16 protein-coding genes are annotated in these 16,237 nt (G+C 65.2%); 14 read left to right on the top strand and 2 right to left on the bottom strand.

Going from position 1 to position 16,237, the window contains the following annotated elements; translation table 11 throughout:
* The first annotated feature begins 1 nt into the window (after position 1).
* Positions 2-2,329, top strand: a complete 2,328-nt coding sequence (locus tag IVB45_RS19665; RefSeq protein WP_247359443.1) for an ATP-binding protein — start codon at positions 2-4, stop codon at positions 2,327-2,329.
* A gap of 9 nt (positions 2,330-2,338) precedes the next feature.
* On the opposite strand, the gene erpA is transcribed toward IVB45_RS19665, so the two are convergent.
* Complete coding sequence (gene erpA / locus IVB45_RS19660; RefSeq protein ID WP_007610737.1) at positions 2,339-2,668, bottom strand: iron-sulfur cluster insertion protein ErpA; 330 nt, start codon at positions 2,666-2,668, stop codon at positions 2,339-2,341.
* A gap of 134 nt (positions 2,669-2,802) precedes the next feature.
* Here erpA and IVB45_RS19655 point away from each other — a divergent pair, with 134 nt between their 5' ends.
* From IVB45_RS19655 to surE, 12 genes are all read left to right on the top strand, one after another.
* Positions 2,803-4,011, top strand: a complete 1,209-nt coding sequence (locus IVB45_RS19655; RefSeq protein WP_247359442.1) for a deoxyguanosinetriphosphate triphosphohydrolase — start codon at positions 2,803-2,805, stop codon at positions 4,009-4,011.
* Between the two features lie 9 nt (positions 4,012-4,020).
* A complete protein-coding gene (gene argS / locus IVB45_RS19650) occupies positions 4,021-5,811 on the top strand; it encodes an arginine--tRNA ligase (protein ID WP_247359441.1) in 1,791 nt (596 codons plus the stop codon).
* A 139-nt stretch (positions 5,812-5,950) separates the two neighbouring features.
* Entirely contained in the window at positions 5,951-7,516 is a 1,566-nt protein-coding gene (locus IVB45_RS19645) for an SPOR domain-containing protein (protein WP_247359449.1), read from the top strand.
* A gap of 45 nt (positions 7,517-7,561) precedes the next feature.
* Positions 7,562-8,590, top strand: coding sequence for a beta-N-acetylhexosaminidase (gene nagZ, locus IVB45_RS19640; protein WP_247359440.1), 1,029 nt, complete (start codon positions 7,562-7,564; stop codon positions 8,588-8,590).
* The gene (locus IVB45_RS19635) at positions 8,587-9,426 is read left to right on the top strand and encodes a ScpA family protein (protein WP_247359439.1); all 840 of its coding nucleotides are present in this window, start codon (positions 8,587-8,589) and stop codon (positions 9,424-9,426) included. The genes nagZ and IVB45_RS19635 overlap by 4 nt, the downstream gene beginning before the upstream one ends.
* 21 nt (positions 9,427-9,447) lie before the next feature.
* A complete protein-coding gene (scpB, locus tag IVB45_RS19630; protein ID WP_027567087.1) occupies positions 9,448-10,200 on the top strand; it encodes an SMC-Scp complex subunit ScpB in 753 nt (250 codons plus the stop codon).
* Positions 10,201-10,366: 166 nt separating this feature from the next.
* Positions 10,367-10,603 carry a twin-arginine translocase TatA/TatE family subunit gene (locus IVB45_RS19625; protein ID WP_007610722.1) on the top strand — a complete coding sequence of 79 codons (237 nt, stop codon included), beginning with the start codon at positions 10,367-10,369 and terminating at the stop codon, positions 10,601-10,603.
* Between the two features lie 88 nt (positions 10,604-10,691).
* Positions 10,692-11,261 (top strand): Sec-independent protein translocase protein TatB, encoded by a 570-nt coding sequence (gene tatB, locus IVB45_RS19620; RefSeq protein WP_027567086.1) that lies wholly within the window; start codon positions 10,692-10,694, stop codon positions 11,259-11,261.
* Positions 11,258-12,070 (top strand): twin-arginine translocase subunit TatC, encoded by an 813-nt coding sequence (gene tatC / locus IVB45_RS19615; RefSeq protein WP_247289717.1) that lies wholly within the window; start codon positions 11,258-11,260, stop codon positions 12,068-12,070. The genes tatB and tatC overlap by 4 nt, the downstream gene beginning before the upstream one ends.
* A 219-nt stretch (positions 12,071-12,289) precedes the next feature.
* Complete coding sequence (serS, locus tag IVB45_RS19610; RefSeq protein WP_247359438.1) at positions 12,290-13,621, top strand: serine--tRNA ligase; 1,332 nt, start codon at positions 12,290-12,292, stop codon at positions 13,619-13,621.
* 94 nt (positions 13,622-13,715) lie between these two features.
* Positions 13,716-14,078 (top strand): hypothetical protein, encoded by a 363-nt coding sequence (locus IVB45_RS19605; protein WP_247359437.1) that lies wholly within the window; start codon positions 13,716-13,718, stop codon positions 14,076-14,078.
* 104 nt (positions 14,079-14,182) lie between these two features.
* The gene (gene surE, locus IVB45_RS19600) at positions 14,183-14,950 is read left to right on the top strand and encodes a 5'/3'-nucleotidase SurE (RefSeq protein WP_247359436.1); all 768 of its coding nucleotides are present in this window, start codon (positions 14,183-14,185) and stop codon (positions 14,948-14,950) included.
* Positions 14,951-14,985: 35 nt separating this feature from the next.
* Here the strand turns inward: surE and IVB45_RS19595 are convergent, their stop codons facing one another.
* On the bottom strand, positions 14,986-15,357 hold the full coding sequence (locus IVB45_RS19595) for a response regulator (protein ID WP_007590670.1): 372 nt from the start codon (positions 15,355-15,357) through the stop codon (positions 14,986-14,988).
* Positions 15,358-15,581: 224 nt separating this feature from the next.
* Between IVB45_RS19595 and IVB45_RS19590 the strand changes: the two genes are divergently transcribed.
* Positions 15,582-16,232 (top strand): protein-L-isoaspartate(D-aspartate) O-methyltransferase, encoded by a 651-nt coding sequence (locus IVB45_RS19590; protein ID WP_247359434.1) that lies wholly within the window; start codon positions 15,582-15,584, stop codon positions 16,230-16,232.
* The last annotated feature ends 5 nt before the right edge of the window (positions 16,233-16,237 follow it).

Raw genomic sequence — 16,237 nt, 5'->3', positions numbered from 1 at the left:
GATGGGACGGCCGGACAAATCCATGATGCGAACCGAGCCCCGCGACGGCTTGATCGGCGCGTTCCTGTACTGGCTCGGCGGCTACGAGATCGAGGACGGCCTGACCGCCGGTCTCAGCGAGTGCGAGCTAAGCCGCATCCGCGCCAAGCAGATCGACGCGGTGATACGGCTGATCCCGGTGACGATGGCCGTCACCATGCTCAACGTCGCGGTCGTGCTGGTCCTGTTCTGGGGCCGTGGTTGGAACGACTTTCTCGCGATCTGGGGCATGACCCTCGCCACCGCCGCCTCGCTCGCGGTGCGCGCGTGGCGGCGCTCCCACCAGAGCCCGCCACAGGAAGCCTCGCCCCGCGCCGCGCGGCAGATGTTGCGGCAGGCGTTTTTCCTCGCCGCAATCTGGGGCACGCTGCCGGTCGCGCTTTTCAGCCGCATCGAGCCGACCAGCCAGCTCATTCTCGCCTGCCTGATGGTCGGTATGATGTCCGGCGGTGCCTTCACGCTCTCGACCTTCCCGCGCGCGGGCCTTGTCTATCTCGCGACGACGACGATCGCCTGCGTCGCGGCGCTGCTGTTGTGCGGCACCGGGCCGTATCTCGTAACCGCGGTGTTCCTGCTGCTGTTCGCGTTCTTCATGGCGCGCAACATCGTCTCGCAAGGCAATCTGTTCCTCGGCAATCTCAAGGCCCAGCTCGAGCTTGAGCGGCAGACCGAGATCATCTCGCTGCTGCTGAAGGATTTTCAGGAGAATGCCAGCGACTGGCTGTGGCAGACCGACGCCGAGGGGCATCTGGTCGACGTGCCCGAGCGCTTCGCCGCCGTCGCACAGCTGCCGCTGCCGCTGCTGAAGGGCGCGCATTTCGCCGACGTGCTCGACATGCTGTGCCCCGAAGACAAGAGCGCGGCCTACAACGTCCTCGGCCTGATGGAGCACGCCGAACCGCTGCACGAGATGAACCTCAAGGTGGTCGCAGGCGGCGAGGCGCGGCTGTGGTCGCTCACTGCGAAGCCGGCCTACGACCGCGACGGTCAATTCCTCGGCTATCGCGGCTTCGGCCGTGACGTGACCGAGCGCTGGCGCGCGGAAAAGGCTGAGGCCGAGAGCCGCGCCAAATCGGATTTCCTCGCAGTGATGAGCCACGAGATCCGCACGCCGATGAACGGCGTGCTGGGGCTTGCCAGCATGCTGCTGGAGACAAAACTCGATCCGGAGCAGCACGAAGCCGTCACCACGATCCGCGAGTCCGGCGACAACCTCCAGCGCATCCTCAACGACATCCTGGACCTCTCCAAGCTCGAGGCCGGACGCTTCGCGTTCGAGGTGATCGACTTCGCGCCGCAGGCGCTGGTCGAAGCGGTGGCGACCGTCGTGCGCGCGAGCGCCAAGAGCAAGGGGCTCGCGGTCAAGGTCGAGCTCGATCCCAACCTGCCGCCGACGCTGCGCGGCGATGTCGCGCGTATCCGCCAGGTGCTGCTCAATCTCGCTTCCAACGCGGTGAAGTTCACCGACGAGGGCGAAGTCACGATCACGGCCGTCTGTCAGGCCCGCCGCGATCTGCTCGCCACCGTCGAATGGAGCGTGACCGACAGCGGCATCGGCATCGCCCCCGAGAAGCTCGGCCAGCTCTTCTCCGACTTCGCCCAGGCTGACGCCTCGATCAGCCGCCGCTTCGGCGGCACCGGGCTTGGGCTTGCAATCTCCCGACGCATCATCGAGCAGATGGGCGGCACCATCGGCGTCACCTCGACGCCGGACGAAGGCTCGACCTTCCGCTTCACGTTGGTGCTGCCGTGGAGCCAGGTGCAAACGTCCGATCACGACGCAGGCCGCGAGGAAGCCGACGATCTCAAGGCGCGCATCGCGGGCCTCGACCGACCGCTGAAGGTGCTGGTCGCCGAGGACGACGCCGTCAACCGCATGGTCGTGAGCAAGATGCTCGGTGCCTTCGATGTCGAATTGCGCGTCGTGGCCGACGGTGTCGAGGCCGTCGCGGCCGTGTCCGAAGGCGAATACGACATCGTGCTGATGGACGTGCGCATGCCCGAGATGGACGGCCTTGCTGCGACCCGGGCGATCCGTGCGCTAGGCGGACGATTCGAATCCCCGATCATCGCGCTCACCGCCAATGCCTTCCCCGAAGACGTCAAGGACTGCCGCGAGGCGGGGATGTCCGACTTCCTCGCCAAACCGCTGCGCAAGCCTGCGCTGGTCACGGCGCTGCTGCGTGCGCTGGACGGCCAATGGGTGTCGGAGGGCGCGCCGCTTCAGCCCGAGCAGATGCCGGTCGAGGCGGACTGGACGGACGAGGAAAGGCAGATCACCGGCGCTTAGCCGGCGACGTCAGATCGAGAAGCTGGTCCCGCAGCCGCAGGACGCCGTGGCGTTGGGGTTGTTGACGCGGAACGAGGCGCCGATCAGGTCATCGACGAAATCGACCTGCGACCCCGCCAGGAATGGCTGCGAGGCGGAATCGACCAGCACCACCGCATTGTCCTGCTCGATCACGAGGTCGTCGTCGGTGCGGGCACGGTCAATGTCGAACTTGTACTGGAAGCCGGAGCAGCCGCCGCCCTCGACCGAGATCCGCAGCATCGCGCCAGACCCTTCGCCCTTGAGGATCTCCCCAATCCGGCGTGCGGCCTTGTCACTGATGGTCACGTCAGTCGTCATCGTTCGTCTCCGATAGTCCCCGCGGTCATACCAAGTCACCTGAAGGTCGCTTGCCCAATTCAGTTGGTATCCCGCGTCCGGCATAGTTAAGTGCCACCATACGCAGAATCAAATGGATAGGGACTAAATTCGCCGTGTCCGTCGGAATGGCTGCCCCCCACGCGCCCTATGCCTGCGATCCCAATCGCAGCCGCGGCCGGTTGGTCGCGGAACCGCCGAGCCGGACCCGCAGCCCGTTCCGGCGGGATTGCGACCGGGTCATCCATTCCACCGCATTCCGCCGCTTAAAGTACAAGACCCAGGTGTTCGTGTTCCACGAGGGCGACCATTACCGCACCCGGCTGACCCATTCGCTGGAGGTGGCGCAGATCGCCCGGGCACTGGCGCGGCAGCTCGGGCTGGACGAGGACCTCACGGAAACCCTCGCGCTCGCCCACGACCTCGGTCATCCGCCGTTCGGGCACGCGGGCGAGCGGGCGCTGGACGCCTGCCTGAAGGATTTTGGCGGCTTTGACCACAACGCCCAGACGCTCCGCGTCGTTGCGGCGCTGGAACACCGCTATCCCGAATTCGACGGGCTCAACCTGACGTGGGAAGCGCTGGAGGGCATCGTCAAGCACAACGGCCCGCTGACCGATCGCAGCGGTGCGCCGGTCGGACGTTATCGCGAGCACGGCATTCCCGTCGGCATCGCCGACTACATCAAGACCTACGATCTCGAATTGTGGAGTTTCGCCTCGCTGGAGGCACAGGTCGCCGCGATCGCCGACGACATCGCCTATGATGCCCACGATATCGACGACGGCCTGCGCGCGGGTCTGTTTCACCTCGACGACCTCAAGGTGATGCCGCTGACCGCGGAGATCATCGCCGAGACTTCTGCGCATTACCCCGCTCTCGAAGACGTCAGGCGCGGCGCCGAGCTGGTGCGCGAGCTGATCTCACACTTGATCGGTGCCGTGTTCGCCGAGGCGCAGACAAACCTTGCGGCCGTGAAACCGCAATCCGCTCAGGACGTGCGCCAGCAGAGCCGGGCATTGATCGCGTTCCCCGCAGCCGTCGCTGAGGAGGAGGCAGCCATCAAGCGCTTTCTCTATCAGCACATGTACCGCCACAAGCGGGTGATGCGGGTGATGGGCGAGGCGGAACAGATCCTGTTCGACCTGTTCGCAAAATACCTCACATCGCCCGGCGAGCTGCCGCCGGAATGGCTGGTCGGGGCGGAGGTGGACAATGACGGCGACCGGGCCCGCCGGATCGGGAATTTCATTGCCGGAATGACCGATCGTTTCGCCCTGACCGAGCACCAGCGGCTCTTTGACTCGACCCCGGATTTGCGTTAGGCGGCGCCCATGCCCGACACATCCCCAGCACTGCACCTGTTCGCCGACGTGCTCGCACGCGTGCACGCGGTCTGCCGCGCGCTCGCGGCGGAAGCCAACTGGCCCGAGGGCATCGATTTCTCGCGCGTGGTGGTCGAGCCGCCGCGCGATGCCTCCCACGGCGACATGGCGACCAACGCGGCCATGGTGCTTGCGAAAGAGGCAAAGGCAAAGCCGCGCGACCTCGCCGAGCAGATCGCCGAACGGCTGCGCGCGGACCCGCTGATCACGAAGGTCGACGTCGCCGGTCCCGGCTTCATAAACCTGACGCTGAAGCCGGCCGCATGGGCCGAGGCACTGCGGACCGTGCTGCGCGAGGGCGCCGATTACGGCCGCGTCCGCGGCGGCTCCAAGGTCAACGTCGAATATGTCTCCGCCAACCCGACCGGACCGATGCATGTCGGCCATTGCCGCGGCGCCGTGTTCGGCGACGCGCTGGCGAGCCTGCTCGAGTTCGCAGGCCGTGACGTCACGCGCGAATATTACATTAACGATGCCGGCGCCCAGGTCGACGTGCTCGCACGCTCCGCGTTCCTCAGGTATCGCGAGGCGCTCGGCGAGGACATCGGCGCGATCCCGGAAGGTCTTTATCCCGGCGACTATCTGAAGCCCGTCGGGCAGGCGCTGGCCAAAGAGCACGGCGACAAGCTCCTCGCCATGAGCGAGGGCGCGTGGCTGCCGGCGGTACGCGCCAAGGCGATCGCGATGATGATGGACGAGATCAAGGACGATCTCGCCGCGCTCAACATCCGCCACGACGTGTTCTTCTCGGAGCGCTCGCTGCAGGACGCCGGCAACAACAAGGTCGCCGAGACCATCGATTTCCTGCGCGCCAAGGGCGACATCTACCAAGGCCGTCTGCCGCCGCCAAAGGGGGCCCCGGCCGAGGATTGGGAAGATCGCGAGCAGTTGCTGTTCAAGGCGACCGCCTACGGCGACGACGTCGATCGCCCGCTGATCAAGTCCGACAATTCCTACACCTACTTCGCCGCCGACATCGCCTACCACAAGAACAAGTTCGACCGCGGCTTTGCCGAGATGATCGACGTCTGGGGCGCCGACCATGGCGGTTATATCAAGCGCATGCAGGCGGCGGTGAAGGCGACGACCTCCGGCAAGGGGGCGCTCGACGTCAAGATCGTCCAGCTCGTGAAGTTGCTGCGTAACGGCGAGCCGGTGAAAATGTCCAAGCGGAGCGGGGACTTCGTCACCTTGCGTGAGGTGGTGGATGAAGTCGGTCAGGACGCCGTCCGCTTCATGATGCTCTACCGCAAGAACGACGCGGTGCTCGACTTCGACCTCGCTAAGGTCATGGAACAGTCGCGCGACAACCCAGTGTTCTATGTGCAGTACGGCCACGCCCGCGGCCATTCGATCTTCCGCAATGCTCGGGCCGACGTGTTCCCGGAACTCCCGGAGGAAACGGAAAAGCGCGTCGCCTGGCTCGGTGAGTCGGCGGTGGAACGGCTGTCGGACCCGGCTGAGCTCGACCTTCTTAAGCGGCTCGCAATTTTTCCGCGCATGCTGGAAGCGGCTGCAAGCGCCCACGAGCCGCACCGAATTGCCTTCTATCTCTATGACTTAGCGAGTGAATTTCACGCACTTTGGACGAAGGGGCGCGATTTGCCCTATTTACGCTTCATTATCAATAATGATGCAGATCTAACGAAGGCGCGGCTGGCCATGGTCCAGGGCGTCGTCTCTGTCCTGGCATCGGGCCTCGCCATCCTCGGCGTCCATGCTCCGGACGAGATGCGGTAGTTTGGGGCGAACTACTTAAGGGATTTCGGGGGTAACCGGCAGAAGCCGGATCGCTTAGACTTGGTTGAAAGCCTTGTGGGTCGAAAGCCGTGCCTTGGTCGAGGGGCGCGCGGCTTTCCCGAAGGGACGCATCATCACGATGGCCGAACGATATCAGGACAGACCGTTTCCTTCCGATGACTATCGCGGTGGCGATCAGCATGGGAGCGGCGATCCCTTGGCCGAACTTGCCCGCCTGATCGGGCAGACCGATCCGTTCGCAGCGCAAGGGCGGCCGGGTGCGCACCCGCCAGCAGCGCCTGCGCCTGCTCGGAGCTATCAGGACGACGACTATCGCCAGGACGATGACCAGCAGGACTATGCCGAGCAGGCCCCGCCGCCGCCCGGACCGCCCTCATGGATGCGGCGCGCCAATGTGCAGCCGCAGACGGCGCCAGCTGAGCCTGCCTATCCCGCTTCCGTAAACCCGGTTCATCCACTGCATCGTTATTCAGCCCAGCCGACTGCGCCCGAGCCCGAACCTGATTTTCGTCAGCCGCAGGCCTATCCGGATCAGGCCTATCAAGCTCCTGCTTATCAAGCTCCTGCCTATCAGGATCAGGCCTACCAGCAGCACGATCAGGCTTACCAAGAGCAAGCCTATCAGCAGCCCGATCCGGCGCGCTACGACGATGCGCTCTACGGACGGCTGGAGGCGGGCGAGCAGGACTACCAGCGCGATCCCGCCTATCCCGACGATCCTTACGCGTTCCAGAGCGACTATCCCGAGGCCGATCTGGACGAGCCGAAGAAGCAGCGCGGCGGCATGATGACGGTCGCGGCGATCCTGGCTCTTGCCGTGGTCGGGACCGGCGCTGCGTTCGCCTACAAGACCTATGTGGGCTCGCCCCGCAGCGGCGAGCCGCCGATCATCAAGGCCGACAACACGCCGACCAAAATCGTGCCGGCGCCGTCGGACTCCTCGGCCAAGGTGCTGGACCGCATGGTCACCGGAGATGGCGCCGAGAAGATCGTGCCGCGCGAGGAGGCGCCTGTCGACGTCAACGCCAAGGCGGGAGGTCCACGCGTCGTGTTCCCGCCGCTGAACCAGAACGCGAACCCGCCGCCGGTCGCAAGCGTCTCGCCGTCCAGCATTCCGTTGTCGAGTGCGGGACCGAATCCGAGCAACGGCACGCTGCCGAACAATTCGCCGCGCGCGATCAGGACCGTGGCTGTGAAGGGCGATCAGACCGACGCCACGGCGTCGCAAGCCGCCACCGTCGCGAAGCCGGCAGCTCAACCGAAGCCCGTTGCGGCACCGGCTGCACCGCGCACGCCACCGACCTCGGCCAATGCCAGTGCCAATCAGCCGCTCTCGCTGACGCCGCAATCGGCGCCGGCTGCGGAGCCGCCGCAGCGGATGGCTGCGACCAATCCGACGCAGATTGCGCCCGCGAGCAGCGGTGGCGGCGGCTACGTCGTGCAGGTCTCCTCGCAGCAGACCGAGGATAGCGCTCATGCCTCCTACCGGGTGCTTCAGGGCAAGTACGGCAGCGTGCTCGGCTCCCGCGCACCGGTGGTCAAGCGGGTCGACCTGACCGACAAGGGCAAGGGAATCGTCTATCGCGCCTTCGCTGGGCCCTACGGCTCGCTCGAAGAGGCGAACCAGGCCTGCAACAGTTTGAAATCCGCGGGCCTGTCTGCCTGTTTCGTCCAGAGGAATTAACGGCCGTTTCCTTGACCCTCTCGCGGGTCGGGGTTAATCGGCCGTATGAGCACGCGGGCCTTCATTACCGGCGTTTCCGGAACGGAACTAACCGCCGCTGAGCGGGAGTTTATCCGCGGCGAACGCCCATGGGGTTTCATCCTCTTCAAGCGCAACGTCGAGACGCCGGCTCAAGTTGCTGCACTCGTTGCGGAATTGCGGGCGGTTGCGGGCTCTCCTGATGCCCCTGTGCTGATCGACCAGGAGGGCGGCCGCGTGCAGCGGCTGGGCCCGCCGCATTGGCCGGTCTATCCGCCGGGCGCTATTTTCGCAGGCCTCTACGATACTGATTCGGCGCTCGGGCTGACCGCGGCGCGTCTCAGCGCCCGGCTGATCGCGGCCGATCTCGCGGATCTCGGCATTACCGTGGATTGCTTGCCGCTGGCCGACGTGCCGGTGGCTGGCGCCAACGCCGTCATCGGGAACAGGGCTTACGGCACCGAACCGGGCAAGGTCGCCGCGATCGCCCGCGCGGTCACCGAGGGCCTGGAAGAGGGCGGCGTGTTGCCGGTGCTCAAGCACATCCCCGGCCATGGCCGAGCTACGGCCGATACCCATTTCAATCTGCCGACGGTCGACACGTCGCGAGACGAACTGGATCGCACCGACTTCGCGGCATTCAAGCCTTTGGCGGATTTGCCGATGGCCATGACTGCACATGTTGTGTTTAGCGCGGTCGACCCCGCCCATCCGGCGACGACATCTGCGACAATGATCGCTGAGGTGATTCGCGGCACAATCGGGTTCCAGGGTTTGTTAATGAGTGATGACGTGTCGATGAATGCGCTGTCGGGCAATATCGCCGAGCGGACCCGCGCGATTTTTGCGGCCGGTTGCGACATGGCCCTGCATTGCAACGGCAACATCGAGGAGATGCGTGAGGTCGCCGGCCAGACACCCGAACTGGCGGGCAGGGCGCTGGAGCGGGCGAACGCCGCGCTCGCGGCGCGCAAGGGACCGCAGCCGTTCGATCGCGCGGCCGCACGCGCCGAACTGGACGCATTGATCGCACGGGCAAACACGGCATCGGCATGACCGCAGAAATCCTATCGTTTGACACCGGGCGGCCCGCAGAGCTCGCCGAGGGTGAGCCGGCGTTGGTGGTGGACGTCGAGGGCTACGAGGGTCCGCTCGACCTGTTGCTCGCACTGGCGCGGCAGCAGAAGGTCGATCTCGCCAAGATTTCGATCCTGGCACTCGCCGACCAGTATCTCCACTTCATCGAAGCCGCGCGAAAGATCCGCCTCGAGCTTGCCGCCGATTATCTCGTGATGGCGGCTTGGCTCGCCTTCCTGAAATCGCGCCTGCTGCTGCCGGAGCCGCCGAGTGCGGAAGGCCCTAGCGCGGAGCAGATGGCGACGGCGCTCGCCAACCGCCTGCGCAGGCTGGAGGCCATTCGTGAAGCCGCCAACCGGCTGATGAACCGGCAGCAATTGCTGCGCGACATCTTCCCGCGCGGCGAGCCCGAGCAGATCGCCGAGATCAAGCATCCGAAATACACCGCAACGCTCTATGACCTGCTCACCGCCTATGCCGCGCAGCGCCAGTCGCGCGTTCTGGCGAGCGTGCATCTGGCCAAGCGCACGGTGTGGTCGCTCGCCGAGGCGCGCGCCACGCTGGAGCGGCTGGTCGGCAGCATCAGCGAGCAGGACGATTGGGGCGTTCTCGACGATTTTCTGCTGCAGCACGTCGCCGATCCGACGCAGCGCGCGACGGTGCTCGCCTCGAGTTTCGCGGCTGCGCTCGAGCTGGTGCGCGAAGGTCAGCTCGAGCTGAATCAGAAAGAGGCGTTTGCGCCCATCTATTTCCGGAAGGGGCGCCCCAAGCCGGTCATGGACGCAGCTCCTGCGCCCGATGCGCCGGTCGCTTAAGTGCAACAAGGAGAATCTGCCATGGCAAGCCTGGCTGAAGTGCGGGTAGAAGAGGCCGAGCCGATGGAGAACGAGTCCCAGGCACGTCCCGAAGAATTGCGGCTGCTGGAAGCGCTGCTGTTCGCTTCGAATGAACCGCTGGACACCGCGACGCTGGCCAAGCGCATGCCCGAGGGTGTGGACGTGAAGGCTGCGCTCGAGCAGTTGCAGGCCGACTATTCCCTGCGCGGCGTGAATCTCGTGCGGGTCGCCAACAAATGGACCTTCCGCACGGCGGGCGATCTCGCCTGGCTGATGACCCGCGAGAGCACCGAGACCCGCCGCCTGTCGCGCGCCGCGATCGAAGTGCTGGCGATCATCGCCTATCACCAGCCGGTGACGCGCGCGGAGATCGAGGAGATCCGTGGCGTCGTCACCTCGAAGGGCACGCTGGACGTGCTGCTGGAAACCGGCTGGATCAAGCCGCGTGGTCGTCGCAAGACGCCGGGCCGTCCCTTGACCTTCGGAACCACCGAGGACTTCCTGTCGCAGTTCACGCTGGAACAGCTCGGCGATCTGCCGGGTCTGGAGGAGCTGAAGGGCACGGGCCTGCTGGATTCGCGCCTGCCGACCGGATTCAGCGTGCCGACGCCGTCGGATGACCCGACTTTGCGGGAGGACGAGGATCCGCTGGAGCCGGGCGAGGACCTTGATCTCGCGCTGGCGCCTGCTGTCGAGCCCGAGACGCCGCCGGAAGGCGGCCATGAGGGTGGCGAGGGCGGCAGCGAGGACTGACGTCTGGGCCTTTTAGTGGCCCCCTGCGACCAGTTAACACTAGCAAAATTACGTAGCGCCAACAGCGAATTGGCGCTGCCTTGGTCCTTGTTTTTGACACCTGCCAAGCCTAGGTTTCGGTGAAGATCGGCCGGTCCCCGGCCATGCGCGTTTGGAGGGTTGCAGGATGGGTTCACTCAGCATTTGGCACTGGGTCCTGGTGATCGCAGTGGTCCTGCTGCTGTTCGGTCGCGGCAAGATTTCGGATCTGATGGGCGACGTGGCGCAGGGCATCAAGGCGTTCAAGAAGGGCATGCAGGACGACGACAAGGTCGCCGACAAGCCCGAGCCGGCCAAGTCCATCGAGCACAACAATGCCGCGCCGACCGCGGCACGGTCCGACGTCGGCAGCAAGGCCGTCTAAGCCAGAGAGCACGCGAGACGCGGGTAGCGGACCCGATCCTGCGCGCGAGGGATTGGGCCGGCTGCGGCTGGCGTGAACGGAAGACCTCATGTTCGATATCGGGTGGAGTGAACTGGTCCTGATCGGGGTCGTGGCCCTGATCGCCATCGGCCCGAAAGAGCTGCCGGGCGTGCTGCGCATGGTCGGGCAGTGGATGGGCAAGGCGCGGAAGATGGCCGCCGAATTCCAGGGCCAATTCCAGGAAGCGATGCGCGAGGCCGAAATGGCCGACCTCAAGAAGAGCTTCGACGAGGTCAAGGAAGCGGCTTCCGGTTTCGCCGGCAACAATCTGATGACCTCGCTTCAGAAAGACGTCAGCGACGCGCTCCGCGTCGATGCGCTGGACAAGCCGGCCGAGACCTCGGCCTCGACCGGCGCCGAACCGCCGGCGACTTCAAGCGAAGCGGTGACGACGCCCACCACGCCGGAAGCGCCGACGCCCGAGACCTTCGTGGAAGCCGAGGCACATGCGGCCGTGAACGAGCCGCTCGCCATCACCCGTGAGGTCGAGCAGGCGCAGGTCGCTCAAGGTTCGGTCACGCAAGGCTCGATCACGCAAGATTCGGTCACGCAGGACACTGCGCCGGCCGAGGCGATCAAGGACGCCAAAGCGTCATGAGCGCCGCTGATATCGAGGCCAGCAAAGCTCCCCTGATGGACCATTTGATCGAGCTGCGTTCGCGGCTGATCAAAGCGCTGCTCGGCTTCGGCATTGCCTTCATCTTCTGCTTCTTCTTCGCCAAGCAGATCTACAATGTGCTGGTCTGGCCATTCGTGTGGGTCGCGGGTCCCGAGAACTCGAAATTCATCTACACCGCGCTGCTGGAATATTTCATCACCCAGCTCAAGCTTGCGCTGTTCGGCGCCGGCTTCATCTCGTTCCCGATCGTCGCGACGCAGATCTACAAGTTCGTCGCTCCGGGCCTCTACAAGCACGAGAAGCAGGCCTTTCTGCCGTATCTGGTCGCGACCCCGTTCTTCTTCGTGTTGGGTGCCGCACTGGTCTATTTCGTCGTGCTGCCGATGCTGGTCCGCTTCTCGCTCGGCATGCAGCAGGCCGGCAGCGACGAGACCGCGCAGATCCAGCTGCTGCCCAAGGTCGGCGAATATCTGTCGCTGATGATGTCGCTGATCTTCGCCTTCGGCATCGCCTTCCAGCTTCCGGTGATCCTGACGCTGCTCGGACGCATCGGCATCGTCACGTCAAAAATGCTGCGCGAGAAGCGCCGCTATTTCATCGTCGTTGCCTTCGTCATCGCGGCCGTTCTGACCCCGCCCGACGTGCTCAGCCAGTGCTCGCTCGCGATCCCCTTGCTCGCGCTCTACGAGGGCTCGATCATCGCGGTGGGAATTGTGGAGAAGAAGGCGGCCGCTTCAAAGGCCACCACCGGCACTGACGTATCGACGCCGGCCGACCCGGCGGAGTAAGGCGCCCCGATCTCCGCTGTCATTCCCCGCCTTGTGCGCAATTGCGCACTGGAGCGGGGAATCCAGTACGCCGCCGCCCATCGGGGGAATCACGGACGTCTCTGGAATACTGGATCACCCGCTTTCGCGGGCGATGACAGCCGTGCTAGGGGAAGCAGCCATTTGCATAAATGCAAATCCAGGATTTGCAGGGTTGCAACAAGCCCCAGGACCTCGGCCATGCACGACATCAAATCGATCCGCGACAACCCGCAAGCCTTCGACGCCGGCCTTGCACGACGTGGCCTGAAGCCACTGTCGGCGTCGCTGCTCGCGATCGACGAGACCCGGCGTGCGGCGATCCTGGCTTCCGAGCAGGCGCAGGCGCGGCGCAATGCGGCCTCCAAGGAAATCGGCGATGCCAAGAAGGCGAAGGACGAGGCGCGCGCGGCGAAGTTGATGGCGGAAGTTACCGAGCTCAAGACCACGATGCCGGAGCTCGAGGCGACCGCGAAGGCTGCCGACGAGGAGCTCGCCAAGGAGCTGGCGGCGATCCCGAATCTGCCGCTCGGCGAGGTGCCCGATGGTGTCGACGAGCACGGCAATGTGCAGCGCCATGTCTTCGGCAACAAGCGCAACTATGCGTTCGTGCCAAAACCCCATGACGATCTCGGCGCCGCGCTCGGTGACATGGATTTCGAGATCGCGGCGAAGCTCTCCGGCGCGCGCTTCGTCGTGCTGAAGAAGGGACTGGCGCGGCTCGAGCGCGCGCTCGGTCAGTTCATGCTGAATCTACACGTCGACGAGCACGGCTATACCGAGATCAATCCGCCGCTGCTCGTGCGCAACGAGATCATGTTCGGCACCGGACAATTGCCGAAATTCGAGGACGACCAGTTCTGGGCGATCAAGGGCGAATTGCTCGCCGAGCCCGACCATGAGCGGCTCCGCACCGAGCGTCTCGGGATCATTCCGACCGCGGAGGTGGCGCTCACCAATCTCGTCCGCGAATCCATCCTTGACGAAAAGCAGCTGCCGATGCGACTGACCGCGCTGACGCCTTGCTTTCGCGCGGAGGCGGGCGCCGCTGGGCGCGATACCCGCGGCATGATCCGGCAGCACCAGTTCACCAAGGTCGAACTGGTCTCGATCACGACGCCGGAGACGAGCAAGGACGAGCACGAGCGCATGCTCGCCTGTGCCGAGGAAGTGCTGCGGCGGCTCGACCTGCATTACCGTGTGATGACGCTGTGCACCGGGGATATGGGTTTCTCGTCGCAAAAAACCTATGACATCGAGGTCTGGATGCCGGGCCAGGGCGACGGCGGGGCATTCCGCGAGATCTCGAGCTGCTCGGTGTGCGGCGATTTCCAGGCCCGCCGGATGGACGCGCGCTCGCGCGGCCCCGATGGCAAGCCGCGGTTCGTGCACACGCTCAACGGCTCCGGCACAGCGCTCGGCCGCGCGCTGATCGCCGTGACGGAGACCTATCAGCAGGAGGACGGCTCTATCGCGGTCCCCAGCGTGCTCCAGCCCTATATGGGCGGGCTGAAGGTGGTCGCACGCGACTAGGCGTGCTGCCCATCTGAAACGGAGAAACGTTTGGTTGCGAAGATCGGGCGGCCGGTTATCCTGCCGGCCACCCGACAACGCGAACCCATCGTTCATGGCCTTGCACCGCGATATCTTCTGGGTCGGCAGACAATGGGCGGTGACGGGGGCCGGCATCCAGGCTGTCGATCAGCGGCTGCGTGGCGTGCTCGACATCGAGATCACGCGGCTCTGGGACGATCATCTCGTCCAGAGCCGGCGGGCGAAGCCCGGTGTGAATGCCGCGGATTTCGACCAGGCACTGACGCTGGCGCGCGAACGCTTTCCGCAGACGCCGGTAGCGGACCCGTTCGTTGCACAGCTGGAGGCGCTCGGCGTGATCGAGGTGCCGACCGTGACCCGGGTCGTGCCGGCGATGAAATTGCATGCCGAGGGCCGGCTGGCGCGCTTTCTGCCGCAATGGCGCGTTCGCCGATAGCCGGCCCGCCGGCAACCGGCTGCCGGCCCCATTCGGCCGGTTTGCCTGATCGGCCCCGGCCGGATAAGACGGCTCAGACCCCGCTTCAGGAATCGACCTTTCGCATGCGCATTCTCTGCACCAATGACGACGGCATCCACGCCCCCGGCCTCAAGGTCCTGGAGGAGATCGCGCGCGCATTGTCCGATGACGTCTGGGTTGTCGCGCCTGAGCTCGACCAGTCCGGCGTGTCGCATTCGCTGTCGCTGAACGATCCGCTGCGCCTGCGCGAGGTGGGTCCGCGGCATTTCGCGGTGCGCGGCACGCCGACCGACTGCGTCATCATGGGCGCGCGCCACATCCTCGGCGCCAAGCTGCCCGATGTCGTGCTGTCCGGCGTCAACAAGGGCCGCAACGTCGCCGAAGACGTGGTCTATTCCGGCACGATCGCCGGCGCGCTGGAGGGAACCATTTTGGGGCTGCCGTCCTTCGCCCTGTCGCAGGAGTTCAGCGTCGAGACCCGCGACCGGCCGCTATGGGACACTGCGCGCAAATTCGGGCCCGACATCCTGCGCAAGGTGATCGCGGCCGGCATCCCGAAGGACACGGTGATCAACGTCAACTTCCCGGCCTGCGCGCCGGAGGATGTGCTGGGCATTCGGGTGACGCGGCAGGGCAAGCGCAATCTCGGGTTCCTCAAGATCGACGAGCGCAGGGACGGCCGTGGCAATCCCTATTTCTGGATCGGCTTTGAGCGCACCGCGATGATGGATACGCCGGCCGACGGCACCGATCTCGCGGCGCTGCGCGAGCGCTACGTCTCCGTCACGCCGCTCAGGCTCGACCGGACCAACGAGGGGTTTTCGGAGGCGCTGAGTGCGACGCTGAAGTAAGTCCGACGCTGAAGTAATCCGACCTCGAACGCGGCCTAGCCGCCGCGAAGAGCGGCTTCGATGGTCTTGCCGAGGGCGTCGAGCTGAAACGGCTTCTGAAGCGCCGGCCGATCGCGGTACTGCTCGGGCAGGCCGGAGGAGCCGTATCCGGTGGCGAAGATGAACGGGCAGCCCTTCGCCTTGATGACATCGGCGACCGGCGAGATGACCTTGCCGTTGACGTTGACGTCGAGAATGGCGATGTCGAACTCGGTTGCCTGGGCGAGCCGCATGGCTTCGGTGATGTCGCCAGCCTCGGCTGCGATCTTGTAGCCAAGCTCTTCGAGCATGTCCGCGACCATCATCCTGATCATCACCTCGTCTTCCACGAGGAATACAGAGCGGCCGGTAAGCCCCGTCGCAGTCATGGTCGAGTCCTTGCCCATCGCCAAAAACGTTCGCAGATAACATGAATCGACGCAATGCGCGTTTCGACGAACGGATGCCTGAAATGGCCATCGCGGCTCGCCCGTTGCAAGCCAATTTGTGGTCAACTACGCCATCCGAAGCCTATCATGGGTTCCCTGAGCCGGAACAAGAATCTCGCGCCCCAGGTTGGCATCCCGGACCGCAAAGACAGCACAAGCAGGCAATGACCTCCCATCAGCACCCGCCGGAAAAGATGATGTTTCAGCTCACGCTGAGGCGTCGGGGCATCAGCGACCAGGCGGTCCTGCGGACCATGGAGGAGGTGCCGCGCGATCAATTCGTCGACGACGCCGATCGCGACGGCGCCTATCGCGACAGCGCGCTGCCGATCGCCTGCGGGCAGACCATCAGCCAGCCCTTCGTCGTCGCCTACATGACCGAGCAGCTCCAGCTTCAGAAGAAGCACCGCGTGCTCGAGATCGGCGCCGGCTCGGGCTACCAGGCGGCGGTGTTGTCGCGGCTCGCCGGTCAGGTGCTGACGGTCGAGCGTTACCGCAAGCTGGCGGATGCCGCCCGTATCAGGCTTGAAAAGCTCAACTATCACAACGTCGAGGTGATGCTGGGCGACGGACTCAATCTGCCCCCCAATATCGGCCCGTTCGACCGCATCATCGTCACGGCCGCGATGGAGCAGCTCCCGGACAACCTGGTCGAGCGGCTGGAGGTGGGCGGCATCCTGATCGCGCCCGTCGGCCCGCATCAGGGGGTGCAGACGCTAATCCGTCTGAGCCGGACCGAAGCCGGGATCGAGCGCAAGGAACTTGTCGAGGTCCGGTTCGTGCCGGCGCTGCCCGGTGTGGCGCGGGAGCTGTAGATTTC

Origin of the sequence: Bradyrhizobium sp. 4, assembly GCF_023100905.1 — a bacterium.
Lineage (GTDB): Bacteria > Pseudomonadota > Alphaproteobacteria > Rhizobiales > Xanthobacteraceae > Bradyrhizobium.
This window is presented reverse-complemented; position numbering and strand designations above follow the sequence as displayed.

What these genes read in the sequence shown, in the direction of transcription:
- nagZ (WP_247359440.1), top strand. Translation starts at nt 7,562, where the DNA reads ATGAGCACGCGGGCCTTCATTACCGGCGTTTCCGGAACGGAACTAACC.
- IVB45_RS19635 (WP_247359439.1), top strand. Translation starts at nt 8,587, where the DNA reads ATGACCGCAGAAATCCTATCGTTTGACACCGGGCGGCCCGCAGAGCTC.
- scpB (WP_027567087.1), top strand. Translation starts at nt 9,448, where the DNA reads ATGGCAAGCCTGGCTGAAGTGCGGGTAGAAGAGGCCGAGCCGATGGAG.
- IVB45_RS19595 (WP_007590670.1), bottom strand. Translation starts at nt 15,357, where the DNA reads ATGACTGCGACGGGGCTTACCGGCCGCTCTGTATTCCTCGTGGAAGAC.
- IVB45_RS19605 (WP_247359437.1), top strand. Translation starts at nt 13,716, where the DNA reads ATGGCCTTGCACCGCGATATCTTCTGGGTCGGCAGACAATGGGCGGTG.
- argS (WP_247359441.1), top strand. Translation starts at nt 4,021, where the DNA reads ATGCCCGACACATCCCCAGCACTGCACCTGTTCGCCGACGTGCTCGCA.
- IVB45_RS19665 (WP_247359443.1), top strand. Translation starts at nt 2, where the DNA reads ATGGGACGGCCGGACAAATCCATGATGCGAACCGAGCCCCGCGACGGC.
- IVB45_RS19625 (WP_007610722.1), top strand. Translation starts at nt 10,367, where the DNA reads ATGGGTTCACTCAGCATTTGGCACTGGGTCCTGGTGATCGCAGTGGTC.
- tatC (WP_247289717.1), top strand. Translation starts at nt 11,258, where the DNA reads ATGAGCGCCGCTGATATCGAGGCCAGCAAAGCTCCCCTGATGGACCAT.
- tatB (WP_027567086.1), top strand. Translation starts at nt 10,692, where the DNA reads ATGTTCGATATCGGGTGGAGTGAACTGGTCCTGATCGGGGTCGTGGCC.
- serS (WP_247359438.1), top strand. Translation starts at nt 12,290, where the DNA reads ATGCACGACATCAAATCGATCCGCGACAACCCGCAAGCCTTCGACGCC.
- IVB45_RS19645 (WP_247359449.1), top strand. Translation starts at nt 5,951, where the DNA reads ATGGCCGAACGATATCAGGACAGACCGTTTCCTTCCGATGACTATCGC.
- surE (WP_247359436.1), top strand. Translation starts at nt 14,183, where the DNA reads ATGCGCATTCTCTGCACCAATGACGACGGCATCCACGCCCCCGGCCTC.
- IVB45_RS19590 (WP_247359434.1), top strand. Translation starts at nt 15,582, where the DNA reads ATGACCTCCCATCAGCACCCGCCGGAAAAGATGATGTTTCAGCTCACG.
- erpA (WP_007610737.1), bottom strand. Translation starts at nt 2,668, where the DNA reads ATGACGACTGACGTGACCATCAGTGACAAGGCCGCACGCCGGATTGGG.